The sequence below is a fragment of the Paenibacillus sp. J22P90 genome (assembly GCF_059692195.1).
This window is the reverse complement of the sequence record NZ_JCAUAY010000004.1, coordinates 404,596-423,551: the sequence shown is the minus strand read 5'-3', so window position 1 is coordinate 423,551 and position 18,956 is coordinate 404,596. Positions and strand designations below refer to the sequence as shown.

Below are 18,956 nucleotides of genomic sequence, written 5' to 3'. Positions count from 1 at the left end.
AAAGGTGGAGTTGAGATGTGAGTGAGCGAGTTCTCGTCATTAAAATGAATTTATTACCTTGGTATAACGAACTGGACGATCAGTTGGAAGTCTATCATATTACGTTCCCTGAAGTTGTGCGCGAGCGAATTATGACATTCGGTGAATTTCGAATTCTGTCCATTAATCGGTATCAAACGCGCTTGAAACGAATTCCTGAAAAAGCTTAGAGCTTTTTGTGCGTAGAAATTAGATAATTGTGGCATAATTAATTATAGAAGCAATAACCCGTAGAGGCAGGAAATACCTGCTTCTTTTTGTGTACAGAAAATGAATTTGGCAGATGTGTTGCTTCATACCCCTATAAACAAGTAAAATAGAAGTGAAGCATTATTCGTTCGATGAAGGCTTTTACCCACAAGCAAATACAGGGTGTACAGGAAAAGGGGACATTTAAAGGTGAACGTTCATTTAAATTTTACAAACAAAGGCAAAGTAGTCATCGAAAATTTCAATAATGAGGAGCTTATTGAAATTTTTAGTCGTTATATTAACACGTTGACGAAGAAGTACGCAGTTGATATATCGGTGCCTGCTGAAGCAAATCAGAATATCGTTCAGGATGGTTCATTTAAAGTGGTACTTTCCAATGTACAATGTGATGTTGAGACTTTTTTCAAAGAGCTAGGGAGAGATATTAAAGTGCCCCTGAAGAAAAGAGCGGAAGGCAAGTTGGAGAACGTGTTTAAAATTCAAGTGATCGAGTAAGTTACGGGGGCATGTATGCTTAGTTTAGACGAAAAGTTAGCCATAGCAGCATCCTTTCCTGAGTTGCAGCGTAAGGATGTTTCCCTGGGACGAATCAATTTTCATTATGTAGAGAGTGACTATGAGAAGACAACTGTTCTGTATCATCTTCACCCGAATGGAATTGGATTCGTGTATGCCGAATACATCCCAGGCTGTACGGTAGATTCCAAAGGGTTAATCAACATTCGGGATTATAGTGAAGACGAGCTTCGTGACATTATCGCGAAGTCGATTCAGTCTTTAACTCGTGGCGGTAGTCCTAAAGCTGTTTCAAAGGTTGAGGAAGATCTTGTCCCGCAGGAAGAAATTTGGGCGGATGACAACGGCAATACATTAAGTGTTACGTTCGTGGAAGATTTATGGTATATCTACGCGGGAGAGAATTTGGATTGCGCCTTTGAGACGTATGAAGAGGTTCAGGAGTATCTGGAAGAAGAAGGTTTTGATAAGCAGTGATTTATGTGTGTGCAGCCCTCCATTGAGGGCTTTTCTCATGTTAGCACTGATGACGGGACGTCATTCAACTACTACTTATGGCAAAGGGGAAACAGTACGTCATGAAATTTAGACCATGCATTGATTTACATAACGGGAAAGTAAAGCAAATTGTCGGTGAAACCTTGGGTGGGGAGGGTCAGCCTGTCGTTGAGAATTTTGTTTCTTCGTATGACTCAACCTATTATGCGGAAATGTTTAAAAGAGATCGTTTAACCGGCGGGCATGTGATCATGCTTGGCGGTGGCAATCAGGACGAAGCGATACGAGCGCTTCAAGCGTATCCTGGCGGACTGCAAATCGGCGGCGGTATTCAGGCGGAGAACGCGAGCTTTTATCTGGAGCAAGGGGCGTCTCACGTCATTGTAACTTCGTATATTTTCCGCGATGGACAGCTGAATATGGATAATCTCACGCGGATCGTTGAAGCGATTGGGAAAGAGAAATTAGTCATTGATTTGAGCTGCAAAGAAAAGGATGGCAAATGGTATGTCGCTACCAATCAATGGACACAGCTGAGTGATGTGGAGTTGAATCAAGCGTCGATCCAGTTCTTTGAACAGTATTGCGATGAATTTCTTATTCATGCAGTGGATGTAGAAGGGAAGCAGAGCGGGATTCAACAAAGCTTGGTAAGCTCATTGGCGCAGTGGGTTACGATTCCAACTACGTATGCCGGCGGGGCTAGATCGTTTGAGGATTTGGCGTTGTTTAGACAACTATCCCAAGGGAAATTAGATATTACGATTGGCAGCGCACTTGATATTTTCGGTGGGAAGCTCTCGTATGATGAGGTTGTTAGGCAGTTAAGTATTGCGTTGTAAGGGTAGGCTTGTTCGCATGTTCGGATAAAGGATGTGTGCAATGGCACTTTGGCACAAGTTATATGACTGGGGAATCGGGATCATCCTCCTGTTAATCATGATAGGTGAGCTAGTCTGGCTGCCGGATCCCATGCGATGGGGGACACGCTATTATTGGATTGATCTTATAGATCTGCTGATTTATGCGCTTGCGCTTGTTCCATTGCTCTGGATGATAGCGGCTCTTCTGCACCTCGCCAAGTCTGAATCACGGTGGAAGAAAGTATTTCGCGGCTTTATTAGTTTCATCTGCTTATTAAGTGTAGTTATTGTGGTTACAATGCCTAAAAAGCTGGAATTTTCAGCTTCTGCCATGATCCTCAGTTTGGTTCTGATTTCTGTGGATATGGTCCTTCACGAACGAAAGAAACGAAAGGTGCCACGCCAAAGTATACTTGTTTTGGGTGTGACACTAGGACTTTTGCTGTTGATGCTTTGGCCAACCAACTATTTGGTGACGTATCCAGGCATTACCCTCAACATGAATCGGTATGCAAAAGCTCAAGGCGGAGCTTCCCATGGTGATATTTCGGGTGTGCTTATTTTCGAACGGCCGGCATTTCCGGTGGACTGGTTGTATGCGAAGCTTTTTAAAGACTACACCTTTGAGAGAATCGAAAGCTTGGGTATGTCCATCGGCGAATACAATCAGGAAGTTCGGACGATGAAGGAAGACGCGAACGCCACGGGAAGTGCCATTGCTTTCCATAAAGTAGGATTAGGCAAAGGGATTGTCTCAGAAGGCGTGCGGATTACGGCTGTATTGCAAAATACGAAAGCCTCCGAAGTGCTGAAGCCAAGCGATGTCATTACCGCATTGAATGGACATCCGATCACCATGACTTCTGAGCTTAGTGAGCGGATGAAAGTAGTTAAACCAGGCGAAGTCATCAAACTTTCCATTATTCGGAATCAGGCAAAAGTCGAGCTGACCGTTGAAACACGTGCTAGTACGGATGACCCGGCTCGTGCCTCGATTGGCATCATGATTGCGAATGAGTTGAGATACGATCTACCTGATCTCGTCACGTATCATAATTATTTGCTTCACGAAGGCGGACCGTCCCATGGGGCCATGCTGGCGTTAACGCTCATTGACCAGCTTACACTGTGTGGTGTTACGTATGGTCATCACGTTGCGGGAACAGGGACTATCGAATGGGACGGATCCATCGGTCCAGTCGGTGGACTCGTGCAGAAAGCTTATACGGTGAGCCGAACGAATGCGGATGTGTTCTTTGTGCCAGTTGCGAATGAAGCGGATGCGAGAAAAGGTGCAGGCGATTTGCGTATTGTACCTGTTCGTACGCTAGATGATATTTTGAACTGGCTGAAGGCCAATCCTAAGGTTGGGGCACCAGGATGCTCCTCATAGAGGCTGCCTTTTAGTCTCGTGCAGCTTCATAGAGCTTACGCGCAACGAGCTTGGGCTCGTACTGTGGAGTTGTCATATGATCGCCATGGACTTGTAAGAATCGGAAAATACCAAGTCGACTCGACATGTGCGGATGCCAGCCATAGTTGGGATCACCAAATGGAATCACATTATCTTCCATGAGGTATACGTAGCTTTTCGGAATAGGCAGGCTATAAAATTTCTTCAGGTCTAATTTCTCGAACAAGGGTCCCGCTGGCTCAGGCGATACTTTGCTATAGATGCGTTTTGCTTGCTCCAACGTAGCCAAATTCGTAAAGGTTTCTCTAAACAGCTCATAAGGCAGCATAAGCGTGTTGTTCTTGGAGCCTGCCACGAACTGCTTAAACTGCGCAACCACAGGTGGCGGGAACTCATCGGCAGCCATTCCGCCGTCCTTGAGAACGAAGGCGTTCAGAAATACAAGCCGCTTCAAGCGATCGGAAACTAGCTCAGCTGCTTTTTGGATCAACGTACCTCCAAAGCTATGTGCAACCAGGATCACGTTATGCAAGTTATGTGAGATGATGAAATCCGCAATCGATTTGGACATCATCGCATGTGTCACATTTTTATTGGGGTCAGCGCCATGTCCTGGAACATCAGGGACGTAGACGGTATGACCTTTTTTGCTTAACTCCGAGGCAATGCCTGCCCAGAAGCTTCTATCGGCCCAGGCGCCATGGACGAGAACGAACGTGAGCGGCTGTTCTTTTGCACGGAAGGATGGATCATCTTCTTGGTTCCAGGGTATTGGCAAATAGGGCCAATTCGTAGACATATATTGTGGAGGATAGGGTGCAGGCCATACTGGATTTGGATTAGGGTAAATCTCATTCAGGTATGTCATTGTGGTCTTCCTCTCTTGCAGTGATGTAATACTATATGCCCAGAAGATCGATGTGCGATAAGATTTTGAAATCGAAGGAAAGTTGGTTTACGAATGACTCATCATGAGCAGAAAATGTACCGATTTAGTGAAGCACCGATTTGGGAACTGCAGCGTGCTTACTATGAGGAGCAAGGGATTACGGCTTGGCAAAGCGGAGATGTGCCACAATACATAACGAGTAATCGAGTCATGGCTATTTCGTACGCGGAAATGTTGTTTGCTTTTCTACAGGATCGGGCTAGAATGGGCCACCTGAGCGCACGTGTGATGATTCTGGAGCTCGGAGCGGGATCAGGTCAGTTCGCATTTTATGTGCTGCAGGAGTTAACGAAGCTGATAAGAACGTCAGGCATACCGCTGCCGCCGTTTCGTTATGTTATGACCGATTTGGCAGAGAAAAATATTGCGTTCTGGCGAGAGCATGCCTGTTTAACTCCTTACGTGGAGTTAGGGGTGCTTGATTTTGCAAGATTTGATGCGGTGCAGGATGAGGCCATTCATTTGCTCCACGCAGGAGAGCGCATTGGTGCAGGTGATTTGAATCAGCCACTCGTGATTATGGCGAATTATTTTTTCGATAGCCTTCCACAGGAATTAATATATGTCGAAGATGGGCAGGTGTTTGATTGTCGGATCTCACTGGAATTTCCAGAGGGCGCATCAGAGCTTAGTGCTTCTCAGCAGCTGAAAGATGTTGTCGGAAGTTATCATTATCAGCGGGAGCCGGCTTATGACGACGATGCTTATCCATTCCGAGAGCTGCTAAACGTGTATCGTCAGCACATAACGGATTCGCATATCCTTTTGCCTGAGGTAAGCTTGCGGTGTTTGGCACGTTTGCGAACGTGGTCACAAGAAGGTTTTCTGCTGCTCACGGCCGACAAAGGAGATCAACGGTTGGAAAGCTGGGAGTTCAACGAGCCGCCGAAGCTTATTCATCACGGGAGCATTTCACTAACGGCGAATTATCACGCATTAAGCTATGTAAGTGAAGCGCAGGGAGCCCTGCCACTGTTCACAAAGCATCCGTATACCTATTTGAACATCGGATGTATTCTTCATTTTCCGGAACCCGTCCACTACGGATTAACGCGATTAGCTTATGAGAGGTTCGTGGAACAATTCGGACCCGATGATTATTTTATTTTAAAAGAAGTCTCTGATTCGCAGGTGGAACAAAAGTCGATGCCGCAGATTCTAGCCTTGTGGCGCATGAGCGGTTATGATACGCAATTGCTGCTGCCTTGTACCCAACGCTTGATCGAGGTTATTCCAGATTGTGGGGAACATGAATGGATAGCGCTTCAGCAAGGAATTGAACGAATGTGGGCACATTATTATCCAATGGATGACAATACAGATGTTGCGCTTGCATGTGCTGTGCTGCTCTATCAAATGGACAAGTATCAGGAAGCCATTCCTTACTACGAACACACGCAGCCTAAGCTGGACAATGATGCGACTGTGTTCTACGAGATGGCCGTATGTTACTACGAGATAGGTCAGGATGAGGCTGCGAAGCGATGGGCTGAGCGAACGATCTCGGTATCACCTGAGCATGAGGAAGCGATTGCCCTGCGGGAGTTGTTGAATTCACTTGTGTGATCGTTTGCAAATAACTGCAACATTCTCATAAGTCTCCACGTTAGGAAAGTATCCATCACATATGGAACGAAATACAATCCATTTAACGAGAGGAGTACATTTATGAAAAAAATAGCAGCTTTAGGCTTATCTGTCCTGTTGTGCAGTAGTTTGACCGTCGGTTCCGCATACGCGTTTTCAGACTTAGAGGAGGGACAAGCCGCAGCGATTATAGCATTAAAAGATCGAGGAATTGTCAGTGGCTTTGATAACCAGCATTTTGTGCCAAGGGGTAAAATCAGCTACGCGCAAAGTGTACAAATGATTGTCAAAGGTTTGAACCTGAACTTGGATACGATGAAGTTCATCAAGCAGCCGTTAGCATCTGACAGTTATACCAACATCCCGAATAATGCTTGGTATGCCGATGCGTTCATCATTGCGCATTACCATAATCTAGACATTCCGAAGGATGTTAACCCGAGTGCGACGATCACGCGTGAGCAATTCGGTAACTTACTTGTGAAAGCCCTTGAGACTAAAGGTCAATTCCCACTTGTAAAAATGTATATCCCAATCAAAGATGAGGATCAGCTTACCGTAGATTATCAAGGTACAATTCAACGATTGTTGCTGTACAAAATCACAGCTTTGGATGCGAACGGCAAGTTCAATCCAAAAAGCGAACTTACACGAGGAGAAGCCGCGAACTGGCTGTACAACGCCATTCGTGTGCTGGAGACACATGTGAAACCACCGCAAGCAGAGCAAGTTACCGTATCGGTTGAAAAAGTGAACGACGATGTGAACAAAGTGACGCTATCCAGAGGGTTGAAACCGAATCCTGGCTATGGTATTGCCATTGACAGCATCCAGTTCGAGGCTGATGGTCAAGCGATCGTGACATACACATTGAAGGAACCGAATCTTGACATGATGTATGCGCAAGTGATGACTGAAGCGAAGGCTGAAACTTATGTGTCTTCGAAGTATGTCGTGAAGGCCGAAGCAAGCGGCCTGAAATAGTTGGTTAAAATGCCAGTGTCCGATGAGGATGCTGGCATTTTTTTGTGCGTTTACCCTCCTGTATTCGAACGATGCAAGCTCGTACTCTCTCACATAGGATATAGCATCCTCTATTAGACGGGAGGTGAGAGATATGAAAACAATCAACTATTACACGTTGGCATTAGGTTTGTTAGGGGCGGCAAAATTAATTTTGGACGCATTTGGCATGGACTTGATCACAGATGACACTGTAAATGCGATTGCCAATGGTGTCGCAGCATTACTTTCTGTTGTAGGTGTGTACACGAACCATCAGAAATCGGAGTAATGAAAGTACGAAGTAATATCTAATGATGGGCCTCCCAATTTTTGGGGGGCTTGTGGTCGTTACAGGGGAGTTCTTTGATGGTAAAAAGACTATTAAAAGACTTGTCTCTTAAGTGGATGTTCATTATGATGGGAGAGTAGTGTTTCTCGATCAAGCGGTTTGCACCATCGTATACAAGATCATTCAAACTTGTTTGGAGGTTGTTATACTTATGACTCATACTAACTTACGAATTGGAATTATTGGGATTGATTCCTCTCATGCGCCTGCTTTTACCCAGTTGTTAAACGAGACGGAGCATCCGTTTCATGTTGCAGGAGGCAAGGTTACGATTGCTTATCCTGGTGGTTCGCCGGATTTTGAGATGAGCTATTCCCGTATTGAAGGGTTTACAGCGCAGCTTCGCGAAAAAGGTGTTCAGATCGTGGACTCGCCGGAGGAAGTTGCAGCGAATTGTGATGGTATCTTAATGACGTCTGTGGATGGGCGTATTCATCTTGAGCAGTTTCGTCGCGTAGCTTCGTATCGTCGGCCAATCTTCATTGATAAACCGATGGCGGTCTCGTCAGCCGATGCGCGTGAAATTCTAGCTATTGCTCGGGAGAATCAAATTCCGCTCATGAGCTGTTCTTCTCTTCGTTACGCGGAGGAATTGACACTTGCTCTAGAAAATACGAATCAAAGTCAGATCATCGGGATGGATTGTTACGGTCCAATGGCTCTACAACCTACACAACCTGGATTATTCTGGTATGGTATTCACACGGTTGAAATGCTGTTTAGATCACTAGGAAAAGGTTGTCTCAAAGTGAGTGCAGTAACGACCGAAGACCATGATCTTATTACTGGCGTATGGGAAAATGGTATTATTGGCACGATACGTGGCAATCGGAAAGGTAACTCGCAGTTTGGCGCGCTGCTGCATACGGACACGAATACGCAGTTTATCGATGTGTATAAACATCCGAAGCCGTATTACGCCAGCCTTTTGGAGAAGATTATGACGATGTTTGTTGCAGGTACTCCTGACATCGACGAGGAAGAAACGTTGCAAATTATTCGCTTTATGGAAGCAGCCAATGAGAGTCGCGAAACGGGACTTACTGTTTATTTATAGATGTGGTCAGGGTGGGGGAAAACAACGATGACAAGACTGGATTTAAAGGTAGCTGTCCTTGGCGCAGGCGCGATTGCTGGCCAGCATTTTGAGGCGATCCGCCGTACAGAAGGATTTGTAGCTTGCGCGGTAGCTGATATTCAGATTGAAAAAGCACAAGCCATTGCTGAAGCGTATGGTATTGTGGCTTATAGCGATTATCAAGAGCTAATTCGTCAAGAACGTCCGGATGTTGTGGTTATTGCTTTGCCGCATTTTTTACATAGAGAAACAGCGATTTTCGCGGCTGAGCACGGTTGTCATTTGATGCTGGAGAAGCCAATGGCGCTGTCGGTTGCAGAATGCGATGACATTATAGAAGCAGCGACGAAAGCGGATATTCGCATCTTAGTCGGGCATACGCAGCATTATATTGCCGAGAATATTCATGCAAAACGCATCATTGAAAGCGGAGAACTAGGCGAGATTGTCATGATTAATGATGTGCGCCATTTGAACTATTTTAGAGACACGCGGCCACAGTGGTTTCTGGAGAAAGAGAAGTCGGGCGGTGGCATTCTTGCCAATTTGGGCACCCATTCTATTGATAAAATCCAATGGCTCATGGAGAGCTCCGTGCGCAAAGCAAGTGCATCGGTGAGTCATCATGGCAAAAGAGGAAATGTAGAGGGCAGCGGCGTCATCTACATGGAGCTGGCTTCTGGGCTTCCAGCGACCATTGCGCAGTCTGGTTATCCGGGGGCGACTCGGAATGAGACGGAGATCATTGGTACAGCAGGGATGTTGAAGCTGGTAACAAGTGAAAGCTTATGGATCTCTCGCGGCGGCGCCTATGAGCAGGTGGAAGTGCCGACGATGGGGACGCCATTCGAGCTGCAATATAAGGATTTGCTGATCGCGATTGAGACAAAAAGTGAATCGAGTTGTCCGCCTTTGTATGCGCGAAGTGTGATTGCAGCGCTTGAGGCTGTTTATCAAGCCGCGGAGACGGGCGTGGAACAATATTTATAGGTTGAAATGGAAAATAGCTGGAGAGATCCAGCTATTTTTTATGTTTGTAAAGAGTAACTCGAAAAATCGAGTTACGTGTGGCGCTCAAGGCAAAAGGAATAGCGTAACTCGAAATAATCGAGTTACGCATAGCGATCAATACAAAAAGAATAGCGTAACTCGAAAAAATCGAGTTACACGTGGCGTCCAAGGCAAAAAGAATATCGTAACTCGAAAAAATCGAGTTGCGATATTCTACGAAGACATAGAAGTAGCAAACCCTATTTAACCGAGCCGCCGCGAGCAAGCTCTTTACGAACAATCGGAGCCACTTTCGTGCCCAGCAACTCAATGGCATGCAGCATCTCACGATGTGGCATTGTACCCACGTTGAGGTGAAGGAAGAAGCGAGTAACGCCGAGGTTTTTGCGCAATAGCAGGATTTTCTCAGCGACATACTCTGGATCGCCTACATAGAGTGCACCGCGTAAGCTTCGAGCAGCGTCGAAGGTAGCACGGTTGTATGCTTGTCCCCAACCGCGTTCGCGTCCGATGACGTTCATTTGCGCAGCGGTTGGTGCGTAAAACAGTTCAGCCGCCCGCTCACTCGTATCACTCACAAAGCCATGCGAATGCGTGGCTATTTGTAAGGTGTCTGGATTGTGACCTGCTTGTCTTGCCGCTTCTTTATACAGCGCCACTAAAGGAGCAAAGCTCTCCGGCATGCCGCCGATGATGGCGAATGCGATCGGCAGCCCCAAAATCCCCGCACGAATCGCGGATTCCGAATTGCCGCCGCTTGCGATCCATACCGGCAACGGGTTTTGCTCGGAGCGTGGGTACACGCCTAGATTCGGAATGTCTGGGCGGTGTGTGCCTTGCCACGTGACTTTTTCGGATTCACGAATTTTCAGCAGCAGCGCCAATTTTTCCTCGAATAATTCGTTATAATCGTCCAAGCTATACCCAAATAGGGGAAATGATTCGATGAAGGAGCCTCGACCTGCCATAATTTCTGCACGTCCGTTCGAGAGTGCATCCAGTGTTGAGAAAGATTGATACACCCGCACAGGGTCATCGGAGGAAAGAACGGTGACCGCACTGGTCAACCGAATATTTTTTGTTACTGCGGCTGCGGCAGCCAAGACGACGGCAGGGGCTGTCCCTGCGTAATCAGCGCGATGATGCTCGCCGATCCCATATACATCCAAGCCGACTTGATCGGCTAGCACGATTTCCTCGACGGCGTTGCGGATGCGTTCGGCGTGGCTCATTATTTTACCTGTTGCAGGATCAGGTGTTGTTTCCAAAAAAGTACTAATGCCTATTTCCATGGTTGGTGCTTGCTCAGACATCTTCGTCTCGCCTCCAAGTAAAGTGATAGGTCTATTGTCTCATGAGCGGAACGCGGGGACAAGTTTTATCCTCTGCGAACTATTGCGGGGAAATGGGTATGGATATAGTATAGTAAAAGAGAATCGTAGTAGGAGACTTGCGGAAACGATCAACAGTTACTATTTGGAGGATGAAATAGCATGACGGTCATTGGACTTATACGACACGGTTTAACAGATTGGAATACGGAACGACGCATTCAGGGGCGAACGGATGTTCCACTGAATGCCTATGGACGTAAGCAAGCGCAATTGTTATCTGAACGCATGAAAGATGAACACTGGGATTACATCTATGCCAGCGATCTGGGGAGAGCTAGAGAAACAGCAGAATATATAGCGCATGTGAAGCAAATGGAAGTGAGTACAGATCAGCGCTTGCGAGAAATGTATTTCGGACAAGTTGAAGGTACAACACTTGAAGAACACGTGGCGAAATGGGGAGAAGATTGGTCCAAGTTGGATCTAGGCGTGGAAACACACCAAGACCTCGCTGCTCGTGGTGTGAACTTCCTTCAAGAAGTGGTCGAAAAGCATCCGAATCAGAAGGTGTTGATCGTCAGCCACGGTGCATTGCTTAGTGTGACGCTCATGGATTTGATCCCTCATGAAGACATCGAGGACCATTTGCATAACACGTCTGTGACGAAATTACGCCACAACGAGAGCCGTTGGGAATGCTTGCAATACAATTGTATTGCGCATTTAGCTGATCTGGGTACTTGACGGTTGACCCGAAGTGCGTGGTATGATCATAACGAAAAGATAAGGTGCTCATGACAGAGTACCTTATTTTTATATCCATATTTTTCATGACGGGTGGAAAGTAAATGAAAAAGCCGACGCTTCGTATCCGTTTACTTCGCAGCTTCTTAGTCATTATTACACCTTTGGTCCTGTTTCTGTATTATGAAAACTACTATGCCATCAAAATTGTTCGAGAGGAAGTGTCGCAATCTACAAGTAATGTACTCGCGATACATATTACGCAGATTGATCGCACGCTAGAAGAAATTACGCACTATCTGTTACAACAGATTGTCACATCCGATACCAAATCTGCCTATCTGGATATGGCATCACTGCCTGAAACGAACGGTAATTATACGCTAGCTAAAATCAAAATCCATAATGAACTTACCTCGGGAAGCACTGCTTTCGAGAATTTTCATTCATTCTTCGCTTATTCCGTCAAAAAAGAGGATTTTATATTCTCTCGGTCCTCGTTCACGGACACGAATGATCTGAAAGAAATGTTGGGTGCGTACTTGCGAGAGAAGGTGAATGGACAAACGTTCAGTAATTGGATTGTTTTTCGATATTGGGAAAAAAGTTATCTGGTACGTGTGGCACAAGCGAGTGATGGGGTATATATCGGTGCAGTCCTCCTGTTGGAGGATCTGATTCGACCTCTGCGCGGATTGGACTATGGCGATCGCTGGGAGGCGATTCTGTTAGATACGACCGGACAACCTTTGACCAAATCCGTGATGTCACCAGAAACGATGACAGCGGTTAATCGAAAGCTGATTACCAATCCGCTTGCTTTTCAAGTTTTTGAAAATCCTGTCGACCAAAAGGATTACCTGCTCGTCAGTACGGACTTTCAACAGGCGCCACTTCGCCTGGCGGCCATGATTCCAGAGAAATCGCTACTGCAGCGTCTGCCATTTTTTCAAGGGGTTATCTATCTCATTCCGCTTGGTGTTATTCTTATCTTTTACTTTTACTCGCATTATTTGCGTAAAATGCTGTTCGCTCCTATGAATTCACTAATTATGGGCATGAGGCGGGTCGTAAAAGGGGATATGGAAATCGGGTTAAAGGAAGCGGAGACAGAGGAACTGAATTTTCTGATCACAACTTTTAATCACATGGTATCTCAAATTAGCCATCTCAAAATTAACGTGTACGAAGAAATGTTGAAAGCCCAGCAATCTGAATTCAAACATTTGCAAGCCCAGATCAATCCGCATTTTTATCTAAACTCCCTGAATATAATTAATAGTCTTTCTACGCTGGGGGAGAATGATCTGATCAAAAAGATGACGGAGCATCTAGCTGATTATTTCCGATTTATAACAAGATCGCATCGGGATACGATCACAATGGATGAAGAAGTACGGCATATCCGCAATTATCTGGAGATTCAAATGCTTCGTTTTCCGGAGAAAATTACGTATAGCATTAATCTGCCTGAACAGCTTTCTCGTACGATGATTCTTCCCTTGATGATCCAACCCTTTGTGGAGAACGCAGTTATTCACGGGATGGAAGAGGGGAGTAAGCCTTTCCATATCGATATCTCCGCAGGTGTTTACCAAGTAGATCCGAACTGTCTGGAAATTCTCATTCGCGATAACGGAGTAGGCTTCACACCTGAAGTCTTGTCAACGTTTAATCAGAAAAAATTTGGAGATGGAACAGGAACCCATATGGGCATTTGGAATGTGTACCGGAGGATGCGTATGGCTTTTGGCAATCAGGCGGAGGTAACCTTTTTGCTAGGTGAGCCGAATGGCGCCATTGTATGTCTGATTATTCCGGCAATTGGCGCATTTCACGAAATGGAGGATGAGGAAAATGGCAAAGTTGATGATCGTCGATGATGAGGTGTATGTGCTGCGTGCCATGATGAGGTCTATCGATTTTGCGGCACTTGGCTTTGAAGAAGTGTTTCAGGCCATGGGCGGTAAAGAAGCAATGGAAATATTGAAAGCGCATTCCATCGATCTAATCATTTGCGATATTGAAATGCCTGGCATGAGCGGCTTGGAGCTAATTGAATGGGTAAATGATCATTATCCCGAAGTGGAAACCATTTTTTTAACTGGACATGCCGAATTCTCCTATGCGAAAAAAGCCGTACAATTAGGCAGCTTCGAATATTTGCTTAAGCCTGTCAAAACTGAAGAGCTTGTCCTGACAATTAATAAGGCGATTGAGACGATCAATGAAAACAGGAATGCCGTGCAAATGGTGGAAACGAGCAAGAAATACCGCACTTTGTGGGAACGTCAGAAATCCGTTGTCGTTGAGCGCTATTGGCAGAACCTATTGTCAGGTAGAATTATTCCTGAAGTGAGCAATCTGCAAGCGGTCAATTTACCTTTAAGGACTGATTCGCAAATCTTGCCAATTCTCATCAGTATCGAGCAATGGCATAAGGAATTCAGCTTACGCGATGAGGACACGTTGGAGTATGCGATTCGCAACGCAGCGTCTGAGCTCCTTCTAGGCGGTTTTGCCGGGGACATTATCAAAGATGAGAATGGAATTCTCTTTGCACTTGTATATGAATCGTCCGAACGGTCGTCCAATGTGCAGCAATTGTCTGAAGCATGCCGAACGTTCACAGATGCTTGCAGTCGGTACTTTTACTGCACAGTTTCCTGTTATATCGGGCACTTGGTTCCGTTCCCAGAGCTTACAGAGGTGTACCATCGGTTAATTGAAATGGAGCAGGAGAATTTGTCCAATCCCTTGTCTGTTCAGCAGCTGAATCAAACGGTACGCTCTTCCAATGCTAGCAAGCATCCGTTCGTCATCCCATGGTCGGATTGGGTCATTCTTTTTGAAACAGGTAATAAAACAGAGCTCCTAAAGCGGTTAGATCAACTATTTGCCGGGATGCAGGAAGGCGGTGCAGATACGGAGTCGGCCAGTGCACTGTATCATGCGTTAGTGTATATGATCTATCACGTTGCTCATAAGAATGGTTTTTCGGTGAAAGAGTGGTCGGGACTTCGTGAACGCAGCGGGGAATTAAATGCCATTCGTTCGATTTCCCAATTGAAAACATGGGCGGAGAAAATCATCGATACGGGATCACGCTATCTCGAATCCCAAAGAAATGAAAGCTCTCAAATTATTGAGAAGACCAAGCAATTCATCAAAGCCAACTTGAAGGATGTTACACGGGAAAAGGCCGCTGGTTACATTTACTTGAATTCCGCTTATCTGTCACGCATATTCAAACGGGAAACAGGTCAGTCCCTGATTGACTTCATCATTAATGCGAAGATGGATCGGGCGAAAATATTGCTGACGGAATCGAGTCTGAAAATTGTTGATATCTGCGAGGAGATTGGCTACGAGAATTACTCGCATTTCGGACAAGCGTTTAAGAAGAAGGTAGGCATTTCGCCAGTGGAATTCCGTAAACGATTCCAAAATCTAGAATTGAAATAATGGTTGATCTCATAGAAAGTTTGGCACGATGCCAGACTTTTTTTGTTTTCGTGAGATGTTTGTGGTTTAAAGCAGTCACAAAAACGAGATAGGAGTCACGCTACCCGATAGAGAGAGAGAGAAAACGACAGTATACTAGGAGTATAGGAATTAAGTGAAAGGTGTGACATCGCATGAAAAGCAATAACATTAATCTAAAGTCACAAAACATGTTCGTACGATTCTTGCGTAATGTGAGGAAAGACAAGGCGCTGCTTTTGTTGCTTCTGCCTGGCGTCCTGTATCTAATCTTAAACAACTACCTGCCCATGTTCGGTGTCGTGATTGCTTTTAAACACATCGACTACTCCAAAGGGATTCTCGGCAGCGACTGGGTTGGATTCGATAACTTCAAGTTCCTGTTCGCTACGAAGGAAGTTTGGATCATTACGCGAAACACTGTGCTGTATAATGCGTTGTTTATTTTGCTTCATCTAGTTATACCTGTTGGGTTTGCCATTGCCTTGAATGAGATGAGAGTGCGGCTCGCAGCACGATTTTATCAAAGTGTCATGTTTCTGCCTTACTTCTTGTCCATGATTGTTGTTAGTTATCTGGGGTATTCGTTGTTAAACAGTGAGTATGGCTTTATTAACAAATCACTGCTGGAACCGCTCGGTTTTCCTGCGGTATCGTGGTACAGCGAAGTTAAGTTTTGGCCGTATATTCTACCGCTTGTGAATATATGGAAGTCTGTCGGCTACTACAGCATTGTGTATTTGGCGGCGATCATCGGGATCGATAACGAATACTACGAAGCAGCGCACATCGACGGTGCGAGCAAGTGGCAGCAGATTACACGTATTACGATTCCGCTCATTCGTCCCGTGCTCATTATCTTGACGCTATTGCAGGTAGGTAAAATTTTCAATGCGGATTTTGGTTTATTCTATCAAGTACCTCTTGATTCGGGAGCGCTTTACTCGGCGACACAGGTCATCGATACGTATGTGTATCGCGCGCTTCTTACGCTGGGAGACATCGGGATGTCCTCAGCAGCTGGTTTATATCAAGCTTCCGTAGGGTTTGTGCTAGTGCTGACCACGAATTATGTAGTGCGTAAAATCGATAAAGAGAATGCATTGTTCTAGGAGGGGTTGGAATGAAAGAATCTGTTCAGAAGTTGACTGTAGCCTCGCAAGCTCCCCCGCAGGGTAGCAAACTTGCGCTGACTAGGCGGAAGCGTGAAATCAATTCTATTAAAAAACCGACTGAAATTGCTTTGCATCTGTTCTTCCTACTGTTCTCAGCTGCCTGTATTTTTCCAGTCCTCGTTGTGTTAGGCGTTTCGCTGACGGATCAGGATACGATTTACCTGTTTGGCTATAATGTCATCCCGCGCGTATTCAGCTGGGCTGCTTACGAGTATCTCTTGCGGGATCTCGGTCCGATCCTTAGATCGTACAGTATCACGATCTTCGTGACGGTATTCGGAACGATCATAGCGCTCACGATCACGGCTTTGGTCGCGTATCCTTTATCCCGGCAAGATTTTTCTTTTCGAAATTTCTTCTCATTTTTCGTCTTCTTCACGATGATTTTCGGCGGAGGATTGGTACCTTGGTATCTCGTGTATACCAACTTCATCGATTTGCGGGACTCGATTTGGGCATTAATTGTTCCGAACCATTTGCTAGGTGCCTTCTACGTTATTATTATGAGGACGTTTTTTACGACCAGCATTCATCCATCCATCCTGGAATCAGCCAAGATTGACGGAGCTGGCGAGATCCGGATTTTCACACAAATCGTTCTGCCATTATCACTGCCAGTACTGGCGACCATCGGTCTGTTCTATACGTTGAGCTACTGGAACGATTGGTTTAATTCCTTAGTGTTTTTAAATACAGATAAGCTGGTTTCCATTCAATATTTGATGTATAAAGCGTTGCGAAACTTACAATATTTAACTACCATTGCTGTGGATAGTGGAGTAGGCGATCAGACTGCCAAACTTCCGAGTGAAACGGCTCGGATGGCGATGGCCATTATCGGGATGGGGCCAATTGTGCTGGCGTACCCATTCTTCCAGAAATACTTCGTAAAAGGTTTAACGGTTGGCGCAGTAAAAGGGTAGGCTTCATCCGGTCATCGCACTGGTCGAGCATATAGTAAGTTCATAAATACGAACTAAATGGAGGGTTAAAAAAATGAAATCGATTCGCAGTAGAATTGGCGCTGCCTTAGGGATCACCTTAACAGCAAGCCTTGTGCTCAGCGCTTGCTCCTCAGGTACGTCTAGCACCAGCACCAGCAGCCCGGCACCCGCTACAAGCGCAACTCCAGCGACTACAGCCGCAGCACCAAAACTAGATCCGTACACGATCAAGATGTTCGTGCCTGGTGTGCCACAGAAAGACCAAGAGCTTGTCAACGCTGAGATCAGCAAGTATTTGAAAGACAAGATTAATGTAACGCTCGATATGCAGGTTATCGATTGGGGCAGTTGGGCGGACAAAATGAATTTGAAATACGCGTCCAACGAGGTGTTTGATATTACGTGGACGACTTCGTGGGACAACTGGGTTGGCAAAATCCAAAACAAATCAATCATTCCGCTTGATGACTTGATAGCGAAATATGGGCAAGATGCAGTGAAAATTGTAAATCCTAAGGTAATGAACGGAATCAAGTATAACGGCGTCACGTACGGAATGCCGACCAACAAAGAATTTGCCGCCAATAAAGGGTTCCTGGTGCGCAAGGATTTAGTGGATAAGTATAAGTTCGATCTCGCTTCAGTGAAAAAACCAGAAGATATGGAGCCGTTCTTCGAGGTCATTAAGAAGAATGAGCCAGGGATGATTCCGTTCCTAAGCAGCAAGGGCAATGCGCTATTCATCGCCTTGCAAGAAGGCAATTTTTACGGGGCAAGCTCCAGTGCAACAAATCTTGGCGTCCTAGATCGTACGACGAAAGATCTGAAGCTAGTTGACCTTTATAGTGATCCACGCTACATGGATATGCTGAAACTGGCGAATAAATGGTACAAAGCAGGCTACATTAACAAAGATGCTGCGACGTTGACCGACTTCGCAGGCACATACCGCTCGGGTAAAGTATTTGCTTTCCCTGAAACATTGAAACCGGGCAAAGATTTGGAAGTGTCACAAGCGAGCGGTCAAAAATGGGTTCAAGTTGAGTTTACGAAGCCGCTTATTACAACGGGAAGTGTACTCGGAAATATGTTGTCTATTTCCCGTACGTCCAAAAATCCAGAGCGTGTTATGATGTTCCTGAATCTGTTGTATTCGGATAAAGCGTTGCTCAATATGATTGCATTCGGGATTGAAGGCAAGCACTTTGTGAAGAAAGACGCGAATACGATCGACTTTCCGCAGGGTGTGACAGCCCAAACTTCTGGGTATTCACTTGGAGCTCCTTACATGTTCGGCAATCAGTTCAATGATTACCTCTGGACGAACGAAGATCCGCAGAAATGGGATAAATACAATAAGTTTAATACGGACGGGGAAGAAGCGAAGGGCATTGGCTTTATTTTCAACAATGAAAATGTGAAAAACGAAATCAGTGCGTACACCAATGCTTTAGCTGAGTTCTACCCTGGTTTGATCACAGGTACACTAGACCCAGTAGAATACCTGCCTAAGATGGTTGAGAAGTTGAAAGCAGCGGGTATGGATAAAATTAATAAAGAAGTTCAAACACAGCTGGATGCATGGGCAGCTGCTAATAAAAAATAATGAATACATGGACGGCTCCGATAATCGGGGCCGTTCCCATTTACAATAGTAGAATTTATATGTTTCACATCATAATTTGACTATATTTCTCCATAAACGCTCCCGTCCTTGAAGGACGGCGTAGCCGTTTATTTTGAGTAAGGGTGAG

18 protein-coding genes are annotated in these 18,956 nt (G+C 45.5%); 16 read left to right on the top strand and 2 right to left on the bottom strand.

The window, feature by feature from the left end:
- Positions 1–17: 17 nt before the first annotated feature.
- The 5 genes from AC58UX_RS16215 to AC58UX_RS16195 all read left to right on the top strand — a co-directional run bounded on the left by AC58UX_RS16215 (position 18) and on the right by AC58UX_RS16195 (position 3,522).
- Positions 18–209 carry a hypothetical protein gene (locus AC58UX_RS16215; RefSeq protein ID WP_497254445.1) on the top strand — a complete coding sequence of 64 codons (192 nt, stop codon included), beginning with the start codon at positions 18–20 and terminating at the stop codon, positions 207–209.
- Between the two features lie 229 nt (positions 210–438).
- Positions 439–747, top strand: a complete 309-nt coding sequence (locus tag AC58UX_RS16210; RefSeq protein WP_497254443.1) for a hypothetical protein — start codon at positions 439–441, stop codon at positions 745–747.
- A 15-nt stretch (positions 748–762) separates the two neighbouring features.
- Positions 763–1,245 (top strand): hypothetical protein, encoded by a 483-nt coding sequence (locus AC58UX_RS16205; protein ID WP_497254441.1) that lies wholly within the window; start codon positions 763–765, stop codon positions 1,243–1,245.
- Positions 1,246–1,346: 101 nt separating this feature from the next.
- Positions 1,347–2,108, top strand: coding sequence for a phosphoribosylformimino-5-aminoimidazole carboxamide ribotide isomerase (gene hisA / locus AC58UX_RS16200; RefSeq protein WP_497254439.1), 762 nt, complete (start codon positions 1,347–1,349; stop codon positions 2,106–2,108).
- 40 nt (positions 2,109–2,148) lie between these two features.
- Complete coding sequence (locus tag AC58UX_RS16195; protein ID WP_497254437.1) at positions 2,149–3,522, top strand: PDZ domain-containing protein; 1,374 nt, start codon at positions 2,149–2,151, stop codon at positions 3,520–3,522.
- Between the two features lie 10 nt (positions 3,523–3,532).
- Here AC58UX_RS16195 and AC58UX_RS16190 read toward each other — a convergent pair whose 3' ends face one another.
- Complete coding sequence (locus tag AC58UX_RS16190; protein WP_497254435.1) at positions 3,533–4,411, bottom strand: alpha/beta fold hydrolase; 879 nt, start codon at positions 4,409–4,411, stop codon at positions 3,533–3,535.
- 93 nt (positions 4,412–4,504) lie between these two features.
- Here AC58UX_RS16190 and AC58UX_RS16185 point away from each other — a divergent pair, with 93 nt between their 5' ends.
- The 5 genes from AC58UX_RS16185 (at position 4,505) to AC58UX_RS16165 (ending at position 9,501) form a co-directional block, all read left to right on the top strand.
- Positions 4,505–6,058, top strand: a complete 1,554-nt coding sequence (locus tag AC58UX_RS16185) for a tetratricopeptide repeat protein (RefSeq protein ID WP_497254433.1) — start codon at positions 4,505–4,507, stop codon at positions 6,056–6,058.
- A gap of 102 nt (positions 6,059–6,160) precedes the next feature.
- On the top strand, positions 6,161–7,063 hold the full coding sequence (locus AC58UX_RS16180; RefSeq protein WP_497254431.1) for an S-layer homology domain-containing protein: 903 nt from the start codon (positions 6,161–6,163) through the stop codon (positions 7,061–7,063).
- A 133-nt stretch (positions 7,064–7,196) separates the two neighbouring features.
- Positions 7,197–7,373 carry a hypothetical protein gene (locus AC58UX_RS16175; RefSeq protein ID WP_497254429.1) on the top strand — a complete coding sequence of 59 codons (177 nt, stop codon included), beginning with the start codon at positions 7,197–7,199 and terminating at the stop codon, positions 7,371–7,373.
- Positions 7,374–7,584: 211 nt separating this feature from the next.
- Complete coding sequence (locus AC58UX_RS16170; protein WP_497254427.1) at positions 7,585–8,490, top strand: Gfo/Idh/MocA family protein; 906 nt, start codon at positions 7,585–7,587, stop codon at positions 8,488–8,490.
- A gap of 27 nt (positions 8,491–8,517) precedes the next feature.
- Positions 8,518–9,501, top strand: a complete 984-nt coding sequence (locus AC58UX_RS16165) for a Gfo/Idh/MocA family protein (protein ID WP_497254425.1) — start codon at positions 8,518–8,520, stop codon at positions 9,499–9,501.
- A gap of 260 nt (positions 9,502–9,761) precedes the next feature.
- On the opposite strand, the gene AC58UX_RS16160 is transcribed toward AC58UX_RS16165, so the two are convergent.
- Positions 9,762–10,835 carry an LLM class flavin-dependent oxidoreductase gene (locus tag AC58UX_RS16160; RefSeq protein WP_497254423.1) on the bottom strand — a complete coding sequence of 358 codons (1,074 nt, stop codon included), beginning with the start codon at positions 10,833–10,835 and terminating at the stop codon, positions 9,762–9,764.
- Positions 10,836–11,015: 180 nt separating this feature from the next.
- Here AC58UX_RS16160 and AC58UX_RS16155 point away from each other — a divergent pair, with 180 nt between their 5' ends.
- The 6 genes from AC58UX_RS16155 to AC58UX_RS16130 all read left to right on the top strand — a co-directional run bounded on the left by AC58UX_RS16155 (position 11,016) and on the right by AC58UX_RS16130 (position 18,808).
- The gene (locus AC58UX_RS16155) at positions 11,016–11,600 is read left to right on the top strand and encodes a histidine phosphatase family protein (protein ID WP_497254421.1); all 585 of its coding nucleotides are present in this window, start codon (positions 11,016–11,018) and stop codon (positions 11,598–11,600) included.
- A 104-nt stretch (positions 11,601–11,704) separates the two neighbouring features.
- Entirely contained in the window at positions 11,705–13,483 is a 1,779-nt protein-coding gene (locus AC58UX_RS16150) for a sensor histidine kinase (RefSeq protein ID WP_497254419.1), read from the top strand.
- On the top strand, positions 13,458–15,065 hold the full coding sequence (locus AC58UX_RS16145) for a response regulator transcription factor (RefSeq protein ID WP_497254417.1): 1,608 nt from the start codon (positions 13,458–13,460) through the stop codon (positions 15,063–15,065). The genes AC58UX_RS16150 and AC58UX_RS16145 overlap by 26 nt, the downstream gene beginning before the upstream one ends.
- Positions 15,066–15,238: 173 nt before the next feature.
- Positions 15,239–16,195 (top strand): ABC transporter permease, encoded by a 957-nt coding sequence (locus AC58UX_RS16140; RefSeq protein ID WP_497254415.1) that lies wholly within the window; start codon positions 15,239–15,241, stop codon positions 16,193–16,195.
- An 11-nt stretch (positions 16,196–16,206) separates the two neighbouring features.
- Positions 16,207–17,181 carry a carbohydrate ABC transporter permease gene (locus tag AC58UX_RS16135; RefSeq protein ID WP_497254413.1) on the top strand — a complete coding sequence of 325 codons (975 nt, stop codon included), beginning with the start codon at positions 16,207–16,209 and terminating at the stop codon, positions 17,179–17,181.
- Between the two features lie 73 nt (positions 17,182–17,254).
- Entirely contained in the window at positions 17,255–18,808 is a 1,554-nt protein-coding gene (locus tag AC58UX_RS16130; RefSeq protein ID WP_497254411.1) for an ABC transporter substrate-binding protein, read from the top strand.
- Positions 18,809–18,956 lie beyond the last annotated feature (148 nt).

What these genes read in the sequence shown, in the direction of transcription:
- AC58UX_RS16140 (WP_497254415.1), top strand. Translation starts at nt 15,239, where the DNA reads ATGAAAAGCAATAACATTAATCTAAAGTCACAAAACATGTTCGTACGA.
- AC58UX_RS16180 (WP_497254431.1), top strand. Translation starts at nt 6,161, where the DNA reads ATGAAAAAAATAGCAGCTTTAGGCTTATCTGTCCTGTTGTGCAGTAGT.
- hisA (WP_497254439.1), top strand. Translation starts at nt 1,347, where the DNA reads ATGAAATTTAGACCATGCATTGATTTACATAACGGGAAAGTAAAGCAA.
- AC58UX_RS16160 (WP_497254423.1), bottom strand. Translation starts at nt 10,835, where the DNA reads ATGTCTGAGCAAGCACCAACCATGGAAATAGGCATTAGTACTTTTTTG.
- AC58UX_RS16155 (WP_497254421.1), top strand. Translation starts at nt 11,016, where the DNA reads ATGACGGTCATTGGACTTATACGACACGGTTTAACAGATTGGAATACG.
- AC58UX_RS16185 (WP_497254433.1), top strand. Translation starts at nt 4,505, where the DNA reads ATGACTCATCATGAGCAGAAAATGTACCGATTTAGTGAAGCACCGATT.
- AC58UX_RS16195 (WP_497254437.1), top strand. Translation starts at nt 2,149, where the DNA reads ATGGCACTTTGGCACAAGTTATATGACTGGGGAATCGGGATCATCCTC.
- AC58UX_RS16145 (WP_497254417.1), top strand. Translation starts at nt 13,458, where the DNA reads ATGGCAAAGTTGATGATCGTCGATGATGAGGTGTATGTGCTGCGTGCC.
- AC58UX_RS16135 (WP_497254413.1), top strand. Translation starts at nt 16,207, where the DNA reads ATGAAAGAATCTGTTCAGAAGTTGACTGTAGCCTCGCAAGCTCCCCCG.
- AC58UX_RS16205 (WP_497254441.1), top strand. Translation starts at nt 763, where the DNA reads ATGCTTAGTTTAGACGAAAAGTTAGCCATAGCAGCATCCTTTCCTGAG.
- AC58UX_RS16170 (WP_497254427.1), top strand. Translation starts at nt 7,585, where the DNA reads ATGACTCATACTAACTTACGAATTGGAATTATTGGGATTGATTCCTCT.
- AC58UX_RS16190 (WP_497254435.1), bottom strand. Translation starts at nt 4,411, where the DNA reads ATGACATACCTGAATGAGATTTACCCTAATCCAAATCCAGTATGGCCT.
- AC58UX_RS16150 (WP_497254419.1), top strand. Translation starts at nt 11,705, where the DNA reads ATGAAAAAGCCGACGCTTCGTATCCGTTTACTTCGCAGCTTCTTAGTC.
- AC58UX_RS16130 (WP_497254411.1), top strand. Translation starts at nt 17,255, where the DNA reads ATGAAATCGATTCGCAGTAGAATTGGCGCTGCCTTAGGGATCACCTTA.
- AC58UX_RS16175 (WP_497254429.1), top strand. Translation starts at nt 7,197, where the DNA reads ATGAAAACAATCAACTATTACACGTTGGCATTAGGTTTGTTAGGGGCG.
- AC58UX_RS16165 (WP_497254425.1), top strand. Translation starts at nt 8,518, where the DNA reads ATGACAAGACTGGATTTAAAGGTAGCTGTCCTTGGCGCAGGCGCGATT.